Source organism: Achromobacter sp. ACM01, from assembly GCF_014851745.1.
GTDB lineage: Bacteria > Pseudomonadota > Gammaproteobacteria > Burkholderiales > Burkholderiaceae_B > Achromobacter > Achromobacter aegrifaciens.
This window is the reverse complement of the sequence record NZ_JACVAF010000001.1, coordinates 83,417-100,104: the sequence shown is the minus strand read 5'-3', so window position 1 is coordinate 100,104 and position 16,688 is coordinate 83,417. Positions and strand designations below refer to the sequence as shown.

General features: G+C 67.0%; 18 protein-coding genes and 1 riboswitch. Of the genes, 8 read left to right on the top strand and 10 right to left on the bottom strand.

Translation table 11 applies throughout. The features are described 5' to 3' along the window. The gene (locus IB268_RS00490) at positions 1-921 is read right to left on the bottom strand and encodes a bestrophin family protein (RefSeq protein ID WP_054455719.1); all 921 of its coding nucleotides are present in this window, start codon (positions 919-921) and stop codon (positions 1-3) included. Positions 922-1,025: 104 nt separating this feature from the next. Here IB268_RS00490 and IB268_RS00485 point away from each other — a divergent pair, with 104 nt between their 5' ends. Beyond that, positions 1,026-1,547 (top strand): SET domain-containing protein, encoded by a 522-nt coding sequence (locus tag IB268_RS00485; RefSeq protein WP_054455721.1) that lies wholly within the window; start codon positions 1,026-1,028, stop codon positions 1,545-1,547. A gap of 111 nt (positions 1,548-1,658) precedes the next feature. Then, a riboswitch (FMN riboswitch) is annotated at positions 1,659-1,813 on the top strand. 111 nt (positions 1,814-1,924) lie between these two features. Continuing rightward, the gene (gene ribB, locus IB268_RS00480; RefSeq protein WP_192353671.1) at positions 1,925-2,644 is read left to right on the top strand and encodes a 3,4-dihydroxy-2-butanone-4-phosphate synthase; all 720 of its coding nucleotides are present in this window, start codon (positions 1,925-1,927) and stop codon (positions 2,642-2,644) included. Between the two features lie 38 nt (positions 2,645-2,682). Here the strand turns inward: ribB and IB268_RS00475 are convergent, their stop codons facing one another. Beyond that, entirely contained in the window at positions 2,683-3,882 is a 1,200-nt protein-coding gene (locus IB268_RS00475) for an arabinose transporter (RefSeq protein WP_175212923.1), read from the bottom strand. 149 nt (positions 3,883-4,031) lie between these two features. Between IB268_RS00475 and IB268_RS00470 the strand changes: the two genes are divergently transcribed. Further along, positions 4,032-4,709: a TetR/AcrR family transcriptional regulator gene (locus IB268_RS00470; protein ID WP_125473684.1), complete on the top strand. Its 678-nt coding sequence runs from the start codon at positions 4,032-4,034 to the stop codon at positions 4,707-4,709. Positions 4,710-4,730: 21 nt separating this feature from the next. On the opposite strand, the gene IB268_RS00465 is transcribed toward IB268_RS00470, so the two are convergent. The 8 genes from IB268_RS00465 to IB268_RS30995 all read right to left on the bottom strand — a co-directional run bounded on the left by IB268_RS00465 (position 4,731) and on the right by IB268_RS30995 (position 9,978). Next, positions 4,731-5,240 carry a nucleoside 2-deoxyribosyltransferase gene (locus tag IB268_RS00465; RefSeq protein WP_054455939.1) on the bottom strand — a complete coding sequence of 170 codons (510 nt, stop codon included), beginning with the start codon at positions 5,238-5,240 and terminating at the stop codon, positions 4,731-4,733. A gap of 5 nt (positions 5,241-5,245) precedes the next feature. Beyond that, positions 5,246-5,815, bottom strand: coding sequence for a flavin reductase family protein (locus tag IB268_RS00460; protein ID WP_054455727.1), 570 nt, complete (start codon positions 5,813-5,815; stop codon positions 5,246-5,248). Positions 5,816-5,825: 10 nt separating this feature from the next. Then, positions 5,826-6,284 carry a nuclear transport factor 2 family protein gene (locus IB268_RS00455; protein ID WP_082401097.1) on the bottom strand — a complete coding sequence of 153 codons (459 nt, stop codon included), beginning with the start codon at positions 6,282-6,284 and terminating at the stop codon, positions 5,826-5,828. Positions 6,285-6,419: 135 nt separating this feature from the next. Further along, positions 6,420-7,031: an NAD(P)-dependent oxidoreductase gene (locus IB268_RS00450; RefSeq protein ID WP_054455731.1), complete on the bottom strand. Its 612-nt coding sequence runs from the start codon at positions 7,029-7,031 to the stop codon at positions 6,420-6,422. Between the two features lie 262 nt (positions 7,032-7,293). Beyond that, a complete protein-coding gene (gene panE / locus IB268_RS00445) occupies positions 7,294-8,220 on the bottom strand; it encodes a 2-dehydropantoate 2-reductase (protein ID WP_054455733.1) in 927 nt (308 codons plus the stop codon). A gap of 51 nt (positions 8,221-8,271) precedes the next feature. After that, positions 8,272-9,201 carry a DedA family protein/thiosulfate sulfurtransferase GlpE gene (locus IB268_RS00440; protein ID WP_054455735.1) on the bottom strand — a complete coding sequence of 310 codons (930 nt, stop codon included), beginning with the start codon at positions 9,199-9,201 and terminating at the stop codon, positions 8,272-8,274. A gap of 135 nt (positions 9,202-9,336) precedes the next feature. Then, positions 9,337-9,831 carry a hypothetical protein gene (locus tag IB268_RS00435; protein ID WP_217482919.1) on the bottom strand — a complete coding sequence of 165 codons (495 nt, stop codon included), beginning with the start codon at positions 9,829-9,831 and terminating at the stop codon, positions 9,337-9,339. Between the two features lie 3 nt (positions 9,832-9,834). Further along, positions 9,835-9,978 (bottom strand): hypothetical protein, encoded by a 144-nt coding sequence (locus IB268_RS30995; RefSeq protein WP_217482918.1) that lies wholly within the window; start codon positions 9,976-9,978, stop codon positions 9,835-9,837. A gap of 725 nt (positions 9,979-10,703) precedes the next feature. On the opposite strand from IB268_RS30995, the gene IB268_RS00430 reads away from it, so the two are divergent. Genes IB268_RS00430 through IB268_RS00410 form a run of 5 tightly spaced genes read left to right on the top strand, consistent with a single transcriptional unit; the run spans position 10,704 to position 16,675 of the window. Next, positions 10,704-11,735, top strand: a complete 1,032-nt coding sequence (locus IB268_RS00430) for a BMP family protein (protein ID WP_119449790.1) — start codon at positions 10,704-10,706, stop codon at positions 11,733-11,735. Continuing rightward, positions 11,732-13,261 (top strand): ABC transporter ATP-binding protein, encoded by a 1,530-nt coding sequence (locus IB268_RS00425; protein ID WP_054455736.1) that lies wholly within the window; start codon positions 11,732-11,734, stop codon positions 13,259-13,261. The genes IB268_RS00430 and IB268_RS00425 overlap by 4 nt, the downstream gene beginning before the upstream one ends. A 49-nt stretch (positions 13,262-13,310) precedes the next feature. Then, a complete protein-coding gene (locus IB268_RS00420; RefSeq protein WP_054455738.1) occupies positions 13,311-14,384 on the top strand; it encodes an ABC transporter permease in 1,074 nt (357 codons plus the stop codon). A 10-nt stretch (positions 14,385-14,394) separates the two neighbouring features. Continuing rightward, positions 14,395-15,345: an ABC transporter permease gene (locus IB268_RS00415; protein WP_054455740.1), complete on the top strand. Its 951-nt coding sequence runs from the start codon at positions 14,395-14,397 to the stop codon at positions 15,343-15,345. Between the two features lie 49 nt (positions 15,346-15,394). Beyond that, positions 15,395-16,675, top strand: coding sequence for an amidohydrolase family protein (locus tag IB268_RS00410; RefSeq protein ID WP_054455742.1), 1,281 nt, complete (start codon positions 15,395-15,397; stop codon positions 16,673-16,675). The last annotated feature ends 13 nt before the right edge of the window (positions 16,676-16,688 follow it).

Below are 16,688 nucleotides of genomic sequence, written 5' to 3'. Positions count from 1 at the left end.
CTAGCGCAGCACGAAATCCACCGGCACGGCGGGCTCGGGCAGAGGCCGCACGCCCAGGCCTTCCAGGAGGTCGATCTCGATCACCCGGGCCAGCGCCGACAGCGGCAGGTCGTTCTCGTCGGAGCCGAAGGGGTCTTCCAGTTCATCACCCACCGCGTCCAGGCCGAAGAAGGTGTAGGCCACGATGGTGACGGCCGCCGGCATCATGTATTCCAGCGTGCCCACCAGGCCGAAGGGCAGCAACAGGCAGAACAGCCAGGCCGTGCGATGCAGCAGCAGCGAATAGGCGAAGGGCGAGGGCGTGAACTTGATGCGCTCGCAAGCCGCCTGGATGGCGGCGCAGGCGGCCACGCGCTGGGTCAGGGCCTGGTACAGGATGTCGCTCAGCTCCCCGCGCCGCAGACAGGCCGCCAGGTCGCGGTTGATGGCCATGAGCAGGGCGTCGGGCACGTTGCGGCAGCCGTTGAGGGTCTCGGCCTCGTCCTGCTGCACCCAGGGGCGCGCGGCAGAAGCCATGTCTTCCTGACGCAGCCGCGCCGCCAGCGCGTAGCCGAAGCCGATGCAACGGCGCACGATGCGTTCCTGCACCGGGTTGGCGGTGCTGGCCGCCAGCAGCACCGCGCTTTCGCGCGCCAGGCTGCGCGCCTGCACGATCAGTTCGCCCCATTGCTTGCGCGCTTCCCACCAGCGGTCGTAGCAGACGTTGTTGCGAAAGCCCATGAACACGGACAGGGCCAGGCCGAACAGCGAGAACGGCACCGCCGACAGATGGGCGGGCGAGAACCATGCCTGGTGGTACATCCACACCACGAAGCAGGACAGCGCCGTGATGACGAGGATGCGGCTGAGGATCCGCGGGATGATGGACCCGCGCAAGACAAAGAACAAAGCCAGCGCGGAAGGACGCGGACGGACAATCATGGTGCTAACCGGAGGAACAAGGCGGCGCACACTATACGCCCATCAAGCTGTCAAAAACGCGCCGATATAATTCTGTTTCGTCTCACCGCCACTTCCATCGAGCAATGACCAACGAAGACACCCCGATCAAGCCCTGGTATGCCGTCCGCCGCTCCAAGCTGCACGGCAACGGCGTCTTCGCCGCGCGCAAGATTCCCGCGGGCACGCGCATCATCGAGTACGGCGGCGAACGCATCAGCGCCAAGGAAGCCGACCGCCGTCATCCGACCAATCCGGACGATCCCTTCCACACTTTCTTCTTCGCGCTGAGCTCCGGCCGCGTGATCGACGGCGGCGACCAGGGCAATGATGCGCGCTGGATCAACCATTCCTGCCAGCCCAACTGCGAAGCCCAGGAAGGCAAGCACGGCAAGCGCGTCTACATCGTCGCGCTGCAGGACATTCCGCGCGGCACCGAGCTGTCGTATGACTACGGCCTGGTGCTGGACGGCCGCATCACCAAGAAACTGAAGGAAGGCTACCGCTGCCTCTGCGGCACGCCGCCGTGCCGCGGCACCATGCTGGCGCTGCCGGCCAAGAAGAAAAAGAAAGCCGACGAGCCCGAGGCCGTCGAAGCCGGCGCCTGAGCATCAGCGGGGTCCGACCCCGCCCCGCCGAAGACCCCAGGCGCAGCAAGCGTATTCCGGCCCCAGCCCCGGACAGGCGTACAATCCCCAAGGTCGTTAACACGACATGCAGTACGTCTTCAGGGCGGGGTGTAATTCCCCACCGGCGGTATGCCATGCAATATGGCGAGCCCGCGAGCGCCCGGCGTCCTTCACGGACACCGGGGTCAGCAGATCTGGTGAGATGCCAGGGCCGACGGTCATAGTCCGGATGAGAGAAGATGTGCCGGCACAACGGTAGCACCGGGCGCACCCGCGCCCGGACTGCCGTATTGCGTTCGGCTGTCGAGTAGCCCTGAAACGTTTTTCGCCCCTTTCAACTTGCGAGAGCGTTTCAAATGTCCAACGTTACCCTTACCCCGCAGTCCCCCATCCCCAGCCTGGCTTCGCAGCCTTTTGCCGCCCGCTTGCAGCGCGCCCTGCATCATCTGCGCCTGGGCCGTCCCGTCATTCTCATGGACGATTTCGACCGCGAGAACGAAGCCGACCTGATCGTGGCCGCCGACAAGCTGACCGTGCCTGTGATGGCGCAGCTGATTCGCGACGGCAGCGGCATCGTCTGCCTGTGCCTGCCCGGCGAAACCCTGGACCGGCTTGAATTGCCCCCCATGGTCCAGCGCAACCAGAGCCGCTTTGCCACCGCCTTCACCGTTTCCATCGAAGCGCGCGAAGGAGTCAGCACCGGCGTGTCGGCCGTGGACCGCGTCACCACCATCCGCGCCGCCATTTCGCCGTCGGCGCAAAGCGATGACATCGTCAGCCCGGGCCATGTGTTCCCGCTGCGCGCCCAGCCGGGCGGCGTGCTGACCCGCCGCGGCCACACCGAAGGCTCGGTGGACCTGGCCATGCTGGCCGGCCTGCGCCCGGCCGGCGTACTGTGCGAACTGATGAATGCCGACGGCACGATGATGCGCGGCGCCGCGCTTGAGCGCTATGCCGCGCAGCACGGACTGGTGGCGCTGACCATCGCGGAACTGGCCGACCATCTGCAACAGCTGAAGGACGGCCAGGCCGAGGCGATCGACGACGAAGTGCTGGAGATGGCCGCGACGGTCTGATCTTGAGCAGGCGGCGCCGGAACCGGCGGCCGCCTTTTTTACCTACGCGTCCTGAGCGCCATGGCGACGACCATCGCCGCCAGCGCGCACGCGCCGCCCATCGCATACACCGCGCCATAGCCTTGCTCGCCGGCCAGCCAGCCCGCCGCCGGGCTGCTCAGTCCCAAAGCCACGTCCAGGAAGGCCACATACGCCCCCATGGCAGCGCCCCGGCTGGCCGCCGGCACGCGGCGCACGGCTTCCACGCCAAAAGCGGGGAATGCCAGCGAATAGCCCGCGCCCGTCAGCAGCGCGCCGGCATAGGCCCATGCCGGCGTGGTTCCGGCCCAGATCAGCCACTGCCCCGCCGCTTCAATCAGCACGCACACCAGCGCCACGCGTGCGCCGCCCAGCTTGTCCGGCAGGCCGGCAAAGAACACCCGCGCCAGGATGAAGCCCACGCCGAACGCAGTGAACATCCACGCTGCGCCATCCCAACCACGCTGCGAAAACAGCAGGCTGACGAACGCAGTGATCACGCCAAAGCCGACGCTGGCCAGCGCCAGGCCCGCGCCGGGCAGCAGCACCAGACCCAGCACTTTGTAGAAAGGCGTACGCACGCCGCCTGCCGCACGCACCCCGCGCAAAGGCAGCACCAGCGCCAGGGCCGCCAGGGGAATCAGCGCCGTGGCCCAGGCGATGCCCGCAAAGCCCGTGACGCCGTAGAGCCGCATGCCGGCGGGCGCGCCCAGCGCATAGGCGGCGTAGATCGCCACGCCGACCCAGGCCATCACGCGGCCCGCGTTCTGCGGCCCCACGCGGCCCACGCCCCAACTCAGGGCGCCGGTGACGATCAGGCTTTCGGCGCAGCCCATCAGCGCGCGTCCGGCCAAGAGCGCGGCCAGCGCCGCCTGCGGCCGCGCCGACAGGTCATCGGCCAGCAGATAGAACAGGCCCGCGATGGAGCCCAGCACAAAACCGCCCACCACCGCGCGCTTGGCGCCGCGGCGGTCGGCAAGCGAGCCCGCATAGGCGCGCGACAACAGGGCGGCGGCGAACTGCAGGCCGGCCACCACCCCGACCACCAGCGCGCCCAGCGCCAGCGTGCCGTCCACATACAGAGGCAGCACCGGCATGGGCAGGCCAATCATGAAGAACCCGACGAATACCGCCAGCGCGAGCGGCAGCACTTGCGCGAAGACAGAGCGCACGGGCCCCTGGGCCGCGGGCATGGCCCCGGCCGTCGATGAATGCGACATTGAATTTCCTTAAGTGAGAGATGCGCAAACCGGAACCAGTTTGAAAACCGCCGATGGCATAATCCCCGTGTGCGGGCGATGAACCGGATTGCCTGCTGGAAATTTTATGAGCCATTGCTCATATTCGATACTCGCCTTTCACAGTACCCATGACCGCCATCCCACAGCCCCGGAAATCGCCGCGCCAGCTCAGATCCCAGCACACCGTAGAGACGATTTTGCAAGCCACGGCTCGCGTTCTGGCCACCCACGGCTATGCGGGCACCAATACCAATCTGATCGCGGAAACGGCCGGCGTCAGCGTCGGCTCGCTGTATCAGTACTTCCCCAACAAGAACGCCCTGATCGCGGCGCTGCACAACCGCCACGACAACCAGATGCTGGACGTCATCGACTCGGTCCTGGACAGCAATCCCGCGGCCACGCTGCGCGAGCGCGTCGCGGCCATCGTCGAGGCGATGCTGCACGCCCACCTGCTGGAACCCGCGCTGCACCGCGTGCTGGAAAGGGAGTTTCCGCTGTTCGACCAGCCGCACGAACACAGCCGCGCGGACCAGGATATCCACAGGCGCATGCGCCACCTTCTGGAACTGCATCGCGCCGAAATCGCGCAGCAGGACCGGGATCTGGCGACCTATGTGGTGTTGCGCATCATGGAGTCACTGGTGCATGCCGCGGCGCTGGAACCGCCCGCGGGATTCTCGACGCAGCAGTTGGAACAGGCCGTGGTCAACGCGGTGATGGGATACCTGGGCGAACCCGCCGCGCGCCGCGCGCCGCCGAAGGCAGCGAAGGCAGCAAAGGCAGCGAAAACGGCGCGCAGCTAGCCGCGCCATGGTTCGGGACGGTCAGCGTCCCGGTTCGCGGGCCATCTGCGCCAGGCAGTCGGCGGCGCTGCCCGTGACGATGCGGGCGCTGCACGCCAGCATCAGATTCAGGTTCAGGCCGAAGTCTTCCACGGTGTAGCCCTCGGCATCGACCATGCGCGATGCGCCGTCGTCTGCCGCAGCCCCCACCGCCACCTGATCGATCAACGAGCCTGCCTGGCCGGTGTAAGCCCATACCGGCTTGCCGCAGGCGATGGCGTAGCCGACTTCAAATGCCGTGCCCGAATCGGGTTCGGCGCCGCGAAACGGATTGAGGTTCGCCATCACCATGTCCGCGCGCCGGATGAGCGCGACGTTCTCGCGATAGATCCATTGGGCCAGCGCCTGGCCGGACAAGCCCTGCGGCGCTTCATTGTCCAGCGGAAACAGGCCGTCGAAACCGTAGGTGGCGCACAGCGCCTTCAAGCGTTTGCCGTGCGCCGCCGCATCAGGCAGGAACACGTCGAAACCCGCCAGATATACGCTGCGCATCATGGTTACTCCGGATCGGAAACGTTGAAGGCTTCGCCGGTGGCGAAGAAGGAGCCGCCCGCCACGTAATGGACCGAACGGCGCTCGTCGTCGGGGAAATGCCAGCGATTGCCGGAAAACACTTCAGGCGCGGCCCACGCGGCCACGACTTCGCCGATGAAGAGGTCGTAGGCCTGCTGGTTGTGCGGTTCGGGCACGACGCGGCATTCCAGCCAGCCCAGGCAACCGCTGATGAGCGGCGCGCCGATCTTGCTGGCGGGGAAGGTCGTCAGGCCGCTGGCCTGGAATTTGTCTTCGTCGCGCCCGGAATCGGTGCCCACCCGCAGCGTGGCGCGGGCCTGCGCGCGCGACGGGATGCACAGCGCGAATTCGCCCGACGCCTCGATCAGACCGCGCGTGTAGGTGTTCTTGTCCACCACCACCAGCATCTTGGGCGGACTGAAGTCCAGGGGCATGGCCCAGGCGGCCGCCATGACGTTGCGCGCATCGCCATGGGCGCTGGTCACCAGCACCGTGGGGCCGTGGTTCAGCAGCAGATAGGCGCGGGACAGGTCTACGGGTTCGATGCTGGACATGCGGCGCTTCCTAGAACATGCCGTTCTTGTTGGCGGGGTTCTCGGGGATTTCCTGGCTCACGTCCCAGTGTTCCACGATCTTGCCGTCTTCCACGCGGAAGATGTCCATTACGGCCTGACCCCGGTCTTCCGGCGAATCGCGCCACAGGTTGTGGATCAGCACCAGGTCGCCCTCGGCGATCACGCGCTTGATTTCAACGATGGACTGCGGATGCTGCTCGAAATAGGCGGGAAAGAAATCCACCAGCGGACCAACGCCATCCTGCATATAGGGGTTGTGCTGGACGTAGTTCGGGCTGACGTACAGGCGCACCGCCTCGTCGACGTCGCGGTCCTGGAACATCATGCGAAAGAACGCCACCACGAGGTCCTTGTTGGACTGGGGTGCGGCCGCGCTAGCCGGCGCGGCTGCCAGACAGGTGGCGGCAACCAGCAGACATAGGGCCAACGATTTCAACTTCATACGCATACGGGGCAAACTCAGGTGTCGGAACGCCGGCTGGCGGTGCGCCAGTTTACAAACAAAAACATGGATTCCGGGCCTAGGCCCCCAATGGAAAAGGGCCTCTTGCCGAGGCCCTTCGTGATCCGCCGAGGGCCGGGGTCAGTAGCCGACGGTATAGCGGCGACGCGAATGCTTGGGCGTCTCGAGTTCATCGACCAGCGCAATGGCATAGTCTTCCATCGAGATCCAGCTCTTGCCTTCGTCATCGGCCAGCAGGGTGTCATCGCCCAAACGGAACTGGCCGGTGCGCTCGCCCGGCTCGAACAGCGCCGAAGGCGACAGGAAGGTCCAGTTCAGCACTTTTTCATGGCGCAGCGTGTCCAGGAACACCACGCCGGCGCGCGCCTCGGGCTTGTAGGCATCGGGGAATTCGGGGGTGTCGATCAGCATCTTGCCGGGGGCAACCAGCAGGCTGCCCGCGCCGCCGACCACGAGCAGGCGCGGCACGCCCGCGTCCTTCACGGCGCTCAGGAGCGGCTTGGCGTCCGACGATACGAAGCGCGACGCGCTGATCACGGCGTCGTGCCCCTTCAGCAACGAGGTCAGCGCTTCGGGATCGGTGGCGTCGCCCTGCTTGATGGTCAGGCCGAGCTGCGGATTCACGTCGGACAGGTTGCGGGCGATGCCCGTGACCTGGTGGCCGCGCTTGAGCAATTCGTCCGCCACGCGCGAACCCACGCGGCCGGTGATTCCGATCAATGCAACTTTCATGGTCTTGCTCCTTGGGTAGGGGAGCCAGAGCCGCCGCAACTTGCGGCGCAACGCTCCGGCTCAGGCAAAGCCATACTATTCGTACAAATCCGATCAAAAAACCCGTAAAACCGGATGAGTTTTTTGCAATTTATGCACCAATACCTGGCAAACCCGCCCGGAACGAACCGAAGAGGCAGCCCTGCCGGCGTCTTCGCCGCCGTCAGGCCAGTGTGCTCCCGGCGGGCCCGCTTGAACAGGGGGCCGCCAGACAGGGCGGCGTTCAGGCCGCGGCGCGCTGCGCCTGATAGACCTGCAGATGCGCGTAAGCCGTGCGCAGGTAGGTCGCGTCCACGCCCAGGGTGCGGGCACGCCGCACCATGTCGCCGACGATGTGGTCGGCCTCCACCGGCAGTCCCTGGCTCAGGTCGCGGAACATCGACGCGGTGACGGGCTGGGTACGGTCGGTAATCAGCTTGCGCGCCGAGGCGTCAGCCTCCGGCCGCACGGCGTGGCCCGACGCGGCGGCAACGGCCTGCGATTCCTGCAGCAGCCCGCTCATGATGTCGATGCCGTCGTCGGTAGAGGCAATCTGCCCGACCGAGCCGCGCATCAGGCAGGTGGCTGCGGCCAGCGTGGTCAGGAACACGTATTTTTCCCAGATGTCCTGGTAGATGTCGGTGCTCAGGCGGCTGACGTATTCGCCGCCGGCCAGGGCCTGTTCCAGCGCGACGCAGCGTTCGCTGCGGGCGGGGCCGGCGCGCTCGCCGAAGACGATGTTGGCGTACTTGCCCAGATGCACCACTTCGCCCTCGGGGCCCAGGGTGGCGTTGATCTGGCACAGTCCGCCCAGCACACGATGCGGTTCGAATTCGCGGTCCAGCACGTCGTACTGCAGCACGCCGTTCATGATGGGCAGCACGGCGGTATCGGGCCCGACCGCGGGACGGATGGCCTCGATGGCGCTGGCCAGGTCATAGGCCTTGCAGCTCAGCACCACCACGTCGTAGCTGCCTTGCAGGGTCTGTTGCGTGACCAGCTGCGGCTGCAGCGTGGCATCGCCCAGCGGGCTCTTGATGCGCAGGCCCTGTTCGCGGATCCGCGCGGCGCGCGGCTCGCGCACCAGGAAGGTCACGTCCGCGCCCGCCTGGGCCGCCCGTCCGCCAAAGTAGCCGCCGGTGCCGCCGGCGCCCAAGAACAAAATCCGCATGCCTGTCTCTCCTTGTAGGCCGCCCGCCGTCTGCGCGGGCTCATGGCGGAATTATGCGCCTTGCGGGGGGAGCGGGTGTTCGTGCTCCTGCCAGGCTTGGTAACCGCCGCGCAAGGCCCAGGTCTTGGGGTAGCCCGCGGCGCGCAGCCGCGACGCCAGCAGCGCGGCCGACACCTCGTTGGGGCAGGCGCAGTACACGACGATGTCGGATTCCAGCGCCTGGGCATCCAACCGGGGCAAGGGCGCTTTCAGGTCCACGGCGATGGCGCCGGGGATGCGCTGCTCTTCGCGCACCGCCTCGGGGCGCACATCGAACACCAGCGCATTGCGGCCGTCCTGGCGCCACTGCATCAGCTCGTCCACCGAGAGGCGCGGAATCACGCGCAGGCTGCGCAGCAGGATCCGGCGCCGCAGGAAGCGCGCCAGGATGTACAGCGCCAGCACCGCCGCCAGCACGCCCAGCCCCATCGCACCGTAGGTGCCGAGGATTTCCAACACGTCGTTCACGACGTTGTGGAACAGGCCGCCCAGCAGCAGGGCCGAACCCGACCAGATCAGGGAGCCCACGATGTCGTAGCCCAGGAAACGGCGGTAGGGCGTACCCGTCAGGCCCGCCATCACGGTGGACAACGCCCCCGCGCCAGGCAGGAACTTGCACACCAGCAGCGCGCGCACGCCGATGCGCAGGTACAGGCGCTGCGTCTGCCGGATGCAGGAGTCCTGCGACAGCGACATCTTGCAGATCACGCCCAACAGGCGCGAGCCGTAGCGCTGGCCGGCCACGTACCAAAGGCTGTCGGCCAGCAGGCAGGCGACCGTAGCCGCCATCCAGGGCACGAGCCACCCACCCGCGCCGGCCAGAGCGCCGGCGGCAATCAGCATGGGATAGGCGGGCACCGGCAGGCCGGCCTGCTCGACCAGCACGTTGGCGAACACCAGCCACCCGCCGTACTGTTCCAGCAGCAGTTGTATATCTTGCATGGGGTCTTCCAGCTTGCCACGCCACGCGCGCGGCTCATGCCTGGGATTTTAGGCGCGCGGGCCCTGGATCGGGGTGTGGGCAGCCGCAACGGCCCGTTCCATGCATCGAATTTCGTTCAGTCTGGGCTGGACGGTTCAAATCGCCGCGCATTCAGCCCATCTCGCTGGCAAGGAGTCGTGATGGACGAGCCAGCGGTTGATGCCCGGATCGATCCAATCCAGGACCTCCTGGATATCGCCATGGATATCCTTCACCGAAGGCTCTACCCACAGCAGCGGTTCATGGTGCATGACCCGGTTGCGCAAATCCCGAATGCGGTTCAGGGACGAACTGATCGGGCCACGTCGGCGCTTGGCTTTCGGACAGGTGGGAAAGGCCAGGAGGAGGCGCCCCCATAACGTGCGCCCATGCTGGGCATTGAACAGCCGCGTCCACGATCCAAAAGTCAATTCGGCAACGGTCTTGTCAGTAGTGACGCGTTCCCGGCGTCGCTGGATCTTGATCCCCGCGTCTCCCACCGCCACGTGCAGCCACTCGAACTCAGGGGAGGGCAGACCATTCCACCAGTCGGCGCTTCCCATCGACCTGCTCAGGCTTCGATGGACGGCGTTGCGAAGAACGATCTCCATTGTCTACAAGGCGGGCATCAGCGCCTGCGCCAACCGGACATTGTGATCGTAGGCAACGGCCGCCCGCAACGCGTCTCCGCCATAGCTGTTCAGATAGCGCCCCATTCGCGGGGCGGAGAACACCGTTTCCCGCAGTTTCCATTCCATTAGTCCTATTCTCCCCTTCCAAGCAGGGCGCTCCTGCACACATCGCCGAAAGCTTGGTTGAAAGTCATGCTCAAAAACGGTACAGTCAACGCGCTGCCCTAGAAAAGCCACTCCCAGATGTGAATGCTGGTGATGCAACTAGGTCCGAACGATGGCCCCACTTCGGTGGGGCCTCCCTATTTGTGCGACCGATACGTCAAGTCGGCCCGCACCGCCGCCACTCTCTCAGACTGGCGTGTACCTGCCCGCTCTGTTTCCTTCGCCAGTGTGCAAACAGAGTTCAAGGCCCAATAATGAAGCGTCGCCAGGATTCTTGCCCCCTGCCCAGATGAAATTTCAGACTCCCTGAACTTTGACCTGGTTACGCACTCTGTCCACCCCTTGGCAGACACGCACCGCTCTGGTGCCACCAATCCCCGCCAGGGTGCCTATAATCCTGCCCGGCCATCAGGTTTCCCCGACTTGTCGCGGGAATGCCCCATGGCATACAACTTGCTTCGCCAGGGCTGGCTGCGAACCCGACCATTCGGATGGGGCGCGTCGCCTGGCGCTCCCCATCCGATGACCGATCCCACGCCCTCGTTTCCGTACGCTAGTCCCGGCACGCCTGCCGGCGGCGGCCATATGGAACGGGGCCGCGGCCGCGCGCGCGCCAGCCGCGCGCGGGCCAGCGCGCATCGCCTCCAATTCCCATCCCTTTCCCTCCCTTCGCAGGAGTCACCCGCATGAAAGCCTCTTCCACCCCGTCCGTCGCCGGCATCGCCCGCCGCGGCCTGCTCAAGCTGGCCGCGGCCGCCGCCGGCGCGCTGATGTTCTCGGGCGCCGCCCTGGCCCAGGCGCCCGCCAAGACCAAGGTCGCCGCCATCTACACGGTGCCGGTCGAACAGCAATGGGTGTCGCGCATCCACAAGGCGCTGGTCGCGGCCCGCGATCGCGGCGAGATCGAATACACGTTCTCGGAAAACGTCACCAACGCCGACTACGAGCGCGTGATGCGCCAGTACGCGGAACAAGGCAACAAGCTGGTGGTGGGCGAGGCCTTCGCCGTGGAAGCCGCCGCCCGCAAGGTGGCCAAGGACTATCCGCAGACCGCTTTCCTGATGGGCTCCTCGGGCAAGCCGCAGCAGCCCAACTTCTCGGTGTTCGACAACTACATCCAGGAACCCGCCTACCTGACCGGCATGATCGCCGGCGGCATGAGCAAGACGGGCAAGATCGGCCTGGTGGGCGGCTACCCCATTCCTGAAGTGAACCGCCTGATGCACGCCTTCATCGAAGGCGCCAAGGAAGTGAATCCGCAGGCCGAATTCACCGTGACCTTCATCGGTTCCTGGTTCGATCCCCCGAAGGCCAAGGAAGCCGCCTTCGCCATGATCGACAAGGGCGCGGACGTGCTCTACGCCGAGCGCTTCGGCGTCTCGGACGCGGCCAAGGAACGCGGCAAGCTGGCCATCGGCAACGTCATCGACACGCAGCAGCAGTATCCGGACACCGTGGTCGCCTCGGCGCTGTGGAGCATGGAACCCACCATCGAGGAAGCGCTCAAGCAGGTGCGCGCCGGCACGTTCAAGGCCGACGACTACGGCCAGTACTCGCTGATGAAGCACAAGGGTTCCTCGCTGGCGCCGCTGGGCACCTTCGAAAGCAAGATTCCCGCCGACCTGATGGCCAAGGTCCAGGCCAAGCAGAAGGCCATCCTGGACGGCAGCTTCAGCGTCAAGGTCAACGACAAAGAACCCAAGTCCTCGGCACGATGAACCACGCGCCTCTCGCCCTGCAACTGACGGGGATCACCAAACGCTTTGGCAGCCTCACGGCCAACGACGACATATCGCTCACGCTGCGCCAGGGCGAAGTGTTGGCCTTGCTGGGCGAGAACGGCGCCGGCAAATCGACTCTGGTGTCGATCCTGTTCGGCCATTACGTGGCCGACGCCGGCAACATCGAAGTCTTCGGCCAGGCCTTGCCGGCCGGCCGGCCCGACGCCGCGCTGGCGGCCGGGGTCGGCATGGTGCATCAGCACTTCACGCTGGCCGACAACCTGACCGTGCTGGACAACATCATGGTCGGCACGGAATCGCTGTGGAAGCTGGCGTCCGGCCGCGGCAAGGCGCGCCAGCGCCTGGTTGAACTCGGCCAACGCTTCGGCCTGGGCGTGGACCCGGACGCGCGCGTCGGCACGCTGTCGGTCGGCGAGAAGCAGCGAGTCGAGATCCTGAAGGCGCTGTACCGCGGCGCGCGCGTCCTGATCCTGGACGAGCCGACCGCGGTGCTCACGCCGCAGGAAGTGCAGGACCTCTTTGCCACCCTGCGCGGCTTCGTCGATGAAGGCCTGGCCGTGATCTTCATCTCGCACAAGCTCGACGAAGTCATGGCGGTGTCGGGCCGCGTGGCGGTGCTTCGCCAGGGCAAGCTGGTGGCCGAGCGGGAAACCGCCAGCACCAGCCCGGCCGAATTGGCCGAGCTGATGGTGGGCCGCAAGGTCGTCATGCCGCACGCCGAAGCCGTGGCCGCGGCCGAGCAGGCCGCGCCCGTAGTGACCTTGTCTCAAGTGACCGTGCGCGACGGTCGCGACGGGGCGACGCGCCTGGACAGCCTGGACCTGGTTGTCCACAAGCACGAAATCGTGGCGATCGCAGGCGTGGCCGGCAACGGCCAGCAGGCGCTGGTGTCGGTGCTGACCGGCCTGCGCCAGCCCACCGACGGCACCATCCGCCTGGGCCCCGAGCATGCGGCGGCGCCCACGACGCCGGCCGGCTGGACCGCGGCCCACGTCGGCCGCATCCCTGAAGACCGCCACGGCGAAGGCGTGATCGGCGACAGCCCCTTGTGGGAAAACGCCATTGTCGAAGACCTGAAGGACCCGCGCTTCGCGCGTTGGGGCCTGATCCGGGCGCGTGCCGGCAAAGCCTATGCCCAGGCCCTGGCCAAGCAGTTCGACGTGCGGGCCGCGTCGCTGGACGTACGCACCCGCAGCCTGTCCGGGGGCAACATGCAGAAGCTGATCCTGGGCCGCACGCTGGCGCGCGAACCGCGCTTCATCGTGGCCGACCAGCCCACCTGGGGCCTGGACATCGGCGCCGTCGCCTACGTGCGCGAGCAGCTCCTGGCGGCGCGCACCCGTGGCGCAGGCGTCCTGCTGGTATCCGAGGACCTGGAAGAGATCTTCGCGCTGGCCGACCGCATCGCCGTGCTGTGCGGCGGCAAGCTGATCGCCGTGAAGCCGGTGTCCGAATGGACGCCCGCCACGGTGGGCCTGGCCATGACGGGCACGCAGGGATGAAAACCCGCTGCGTCCCGCGCGTCTCCACTACCTATCGAGCATTACTCGCATGAAACTGATCCTGGAACGCCGCCCGGAGCCCAGCCGCCTGGCGCTGGCCCTGGCGCCCTTCGCGGCCATCGCCTTCACGCTGGCGGTCTGCACCCTGCTGGTGGCCTGGGCTGGCGCCCCCGTGGGCCGCACCTATGCCTTGCTGTTCGAAGGCGCGTTCGGCTCGCGCTTTGCGCTGTCCGAAACGCTGACCCGCGCCACTCCGCTGATGCTGACCGGCCTGGCCTGTGCAGTGGCATTCCGCGCGCGCTTCTACAACATCGGCGCCGAGGGCCAGCTATATCTGGGCGCACTGGCCGCGGTGGCGGTGGGCGGCCTGCATGACGGCACCGGCTTCGACCTGCCCGTGCCCGCGCTGTTTGCCGGCATGATGCTGGCGGCAGCCCTGGCCGGCGCCTTGCTGCTGCTGATCCCCGCCATTCTCAAGACCCGGCTGGGCGTGGATGAAGTGGTGACCACGCTGCTGGGCAACTTCATCGTGCTGCTGTTCGTGTCGATGATGCTGGACGGCCCCATGAAGGATCCCATGGCCATGGGCTGGCCGCAGTCCGTGGCGCTCAACGGCGACCTGGAGCTCGGCAAGCTGATCGAGCGCACCCGCGCCCATACCGGCCTCTTGTGGGCGGCCGGCCTGGCGCTGGGGCTGTGGCTGCTGAATCGCTACACCGTGTTCGGCTTCCAGATGCGCGCGGTCGGCGCCAACGCGCACGCCTCGCGCTTCCTGGGCTTGCCGGTGAACCGTGTGATGCTGGGCACCGCCATGCTGTCGGGCGCGCTGGCCGGCCTGGCCGGCGCGATCGAAGTGGCCGGCCGCACCGGCTACGTCACGCTCGACATGTCGCCGGGCTATGGCTACACCGGCGTGGTGGTCGCCATGCTGGCCGGCCTGCATCCTCTGGGCGTGATCCTGGCCAGCCTGTTCGTGGCCGGCATGCTGGTGGGCGCGGACAGCATGAGCCGCGCCATCGCGGTGCCGAACTACATCGCCGACGTCATCGTCGCCACTTCGTTGCTCGCCATGCTGGTCGCGACGCTATTTGCGCAGTACCGTCTGCGCCGCAACCGGGCCTGAGGAGCGCGCCATGGAATGGATGGATCTGATGAGCTCGTCGGCGTTCTGGGTGGCGGTACTGCGCCTGGCGACGCCGCTGATACTGGGCACGCTGGGCGTGCTGCTGTGCGAGCGCGCGGGCGTGCTGAACCTGGGCATCGAAGGCATCATGGCCGCCGGCGCCTTCACCGGCTGGCTGGTGGTGTACCTGGGCGCGCCGCTCTACGTGGGCGTGCTTGCAGCCGCGTTTGCGGGCGCCGTGTTCGGCCTGCTGCACGCCGTGCTGACCGTGCCGCTGGGCCTGTCGCAGCACGTGTCCGGCCTGGGCGTGACGCTGCTGGCCACCAGCCTGAGCTACTTCGCGTACCGCGTCACGTTTCCCAGCGTGAACACGCCGCCCACGATCACGCCGTTTGCGGAAATGAAGTTCCTGGACGGCATTCCGCTCATCGGGCCGGTGCTGGCGGGGCAGACGCCCATGACCTTGCTGGCCCTGGCCGCGGTGCCGATACTGGCCTGGGTGCTGAACCGCACGCCCGTCGGCCTGGCGATCCGCATGGTGGGCGAAAACCCGGCCGCGGCCGAAGGGCAGGGCCTGTCGGTGACGCGCCTGCGCATGGGCGCCATCGTGGCAGGCTCCGCACTGATGGGCGTGGCCGGCAGCTTCCTGACGCTGGCGGCGTTCAACGCCTTCTTCTTCAACATGGTCAACGGCCGCGGCTGGGTTTGCGTGGCGCTGGTGGTGTTCGCGTCGTGGCGGCCCGGCAAGGCGCTGCTGGGCGCGCTGATCTTCGCCTTCTTCGACGCGCTGCAATTGCGCATGCAGCAAGGCGGCGCAGCGCTGCCCGGCCTGCCGGAGTTGCCGTACCAGGTCTATTTGATGCTGCCCTACGTCCTGTCCATCCTCGCCCTGGTGGTGATGGCGCGCCGCGCCGCCTACCCGCAAGCCCTGATGAAGCCCTACCGTAAAGGTGAGCGCTGAAGGCTGCGCGCAGTACCATGAACAACAGAAACCTTCCGCAAGGAATTCCATGCTCGATCTGATTCTTAGACACTGCACGCTGCCCGATGGCCGCCAGAACATCGACATTGGCATCGCCAATGGCCGTATCGTGGCGCTGGAACCGGCGCTGAAGGCCGAGGCCGCGCAGACCGTGGACGCGGCGGGCCAGCTGGTGGCGCCGCCTTTCGTCGACGCGCACTTCCATATGGACTCCACGCTGTCCTTCGGACTGCCGCGCGTGAATCAGTCCGGCACGCTGCTGGAAGGCATCGCGCTGTGGGGCGAGCTCAAGCCGCTGTTGACGCAGGAAGCGCTGGTCGAGCGCGCGCTGGCCTATTGCGACTGGGCCGTGGCGCGCGGCCTGCTGGCCATCCGCTCGCATGTGGACGTGTGCGATCCGCGCCTCCTGGCCACGGAAGCGTTGCTGCACGTGCGCGAGAAGGTCAAACCCTACCTGGACCTGCAACTGGTCGCCTTCCCGCAGGACGGCGTCTTGCGCGCCCCCGGCGCCCTGGACAACCTCAAGCGCGCGCTGGACATGGGCGTGGATGTGGTGGGCGGCATTCCGCACTTCGAACGCACCATGCAGGACGGCGCGGAATCGGTGCGCATCCTGTGCGAACTGGCGGCCGAACGCGGCCTGCGCGTGGACATGCACTGCGATGAAAGCGACGACCCGCTCTCGCGCCACATCGAGACGCTGGCGTACCATACGCAGCGCCTGGGCCTGCAAGGCCGCGTGACAGGCTCGCACCTGACGTCCATGCACTCCATGGACAACTACTACGTCTCCAAGCTGATTCCGCTGATGCGCGAAGCCGGCGTGTCCGCCATCGCCAACCCGCTGATCAACATCACGCTGCAAGGCCGCCACGACACCTATCCGAAGCGCCGCGGCATGACGCGCGTGCCCGAGCTGCTGGCCGCTGGCGTGCCCGTGGCTTTCGGCCATGACTGCGTGATGGACCCCTGGTACAGCCTGGGTTCGGGCGACATGCTGGAAGTGGCGCACATGGGCCTGCACGTGGCCCAGATGACGGGCCAGGACGCCATGCGCGCCTGTTTCGAAGCCGTCACCACCACGCCGGCCAGGATCCTGGGCCTGGACGAGACCGGCCTGGCCGTCGGCAAGCGCGCCGATCTGGTGCTGCTGCAGGCGCGCGACGCCGTCGAGGCGCTGCGCCTGCGCGCCACCCGCCTGATGGTGCTGCGCGCGGGGCAGGTAGTGGCGACCACGCCGCCCGCCACCGCCACCCTGAACCTGCCAGGCCGTCCGAGCCAGGTCAGCTTCCAGACGCCGGCCCGCTGAGCGCGTCGGGCGC

Bases quoted from the DNA above. Each gene is read 5' to 3' on its own strand.
- IB268_RS00490 (WP_054455719.1), bottom strand. From the start codon at position 921: ATGATTGTCCGTCCGCGTCCTTCCGCGCTGGCTTTGTTCTTTGTCTTG.
- IB268_RS00485 (WP_054455721.1), top strand. From the start codon at position 1,026: ATGACCAACGAAGACACCCCGATCAAGCCCTGGTATGCCGTCCGCCGC.
- ribB (WP_192353671.1), top strand. From the start codon at position 1,925: ATGTCCAACGTTACCCTTACCCCGCAGTCCCCCATCCCCAGCCTGGCT.
- IB268_RS00475 (WP_175212923.1), bottom strand. From the start codon at position 3,882: ATGTCGCATTCATCGACGGCCGGGGCCATGCCCGCGGCCCAGGGGCCC.
- IB268_RS00470 (WP_125473684.1), top strand. From the start codon at position 4,032: ATGACCGCCATCCCACAGCCCCGGAAATCGCCGCGCCAGCTCAGATCC.
- IB268_RS00465 (WP_054455939.1), bottom strand. From the start codon at position 5,240: ATGCGCAGCGTATATCTGGCGGGTTTCGACGTGTTCCTGCCTGATGCG.
- IB268_RS00460 (WP_054455727.1), bottom strand. From the start codon at position 5,815: ATGTCCAGCATCGAACCCGTAGACCTGTCCCGCGCCTATCTGCTGCTG.
- IB268_RS00455 (WP_082401097.1), bottom strand. From the start codon at position 6,284: ATGCGTATGAAGTTGAAATCGTTGGCCCTATGTCTGCTGGTTGCCGCC.
- IB268_RS00450 (WP_054455731.1), bottom strand. From the start codon at position 7,031: ATGAAAGTTGCATTGATCGGAATCACCGGCCGCGTGGGTTCGCGCGTG.
- panE (WP_054455733.1), bottom strand. From the start codon at position 8,220: ATGCGGATTTTGTTCTTGGGCGCCGGCGGCACCGGCGGCTACTTTGGC.
- IB268_RS00440 (WP_054455735.1), bottom strand. From the start codon at position 9,201: ATGCAAGATATACAACTGCTGCTGGAACAGTACGGCGGGTGGCTGGTG.
- IB268_RS00435 (WP_217482919.1), bottom strand. From the start codon at position 9,831: ATGGAGATCGTTCTTCGCAACGCCGTCCATCGAAGCCTGAGCAGGTCG.
- IB268_RS30995 (WP_217482918.1), bottom strand. From the start codon at position 9,978: ATGGAATGGAAACTGCGGGAAACGGTGTTCTCCGCCCCGCGAATGGGG.
- IB268_RS00430 (WP_119449790.1), top strand. From the start codon at position 10,704: ATGAAAGCCTCTTCCACCCCGTCCGTCGCCGGCATCGCCCGCCGCGGC.
- IB268_RS00425 (WP_054455736.1), top strand. From the start codon at position 11,732: ATGAACCACGCGCCTCTCGCCCTGCAACTGACGGGGATCACCAAACGC.
- IB268_RS00420 (WP_054455738.1), top strand. From the start codon at position 13,311: ATGAAACTGATCCTGGAACGCCGCCCGGAGCCCAGCCGCCTGGCGCTG.
- IB268_RS00415 (WP_054455740.1), top strand. From the start codon at position 14,395: ATGGAATGGATGGATCTGATGAGCTCGTCGGCGTTCTGGGTGGCGGTA.
- IB268_RS00410 (WP_054455742.1), top strand. From the start codon at position 15,395: ATGCTCGATCTGATTCTTAGACACTGCACGCTGCCCGATGGCCGCCAG.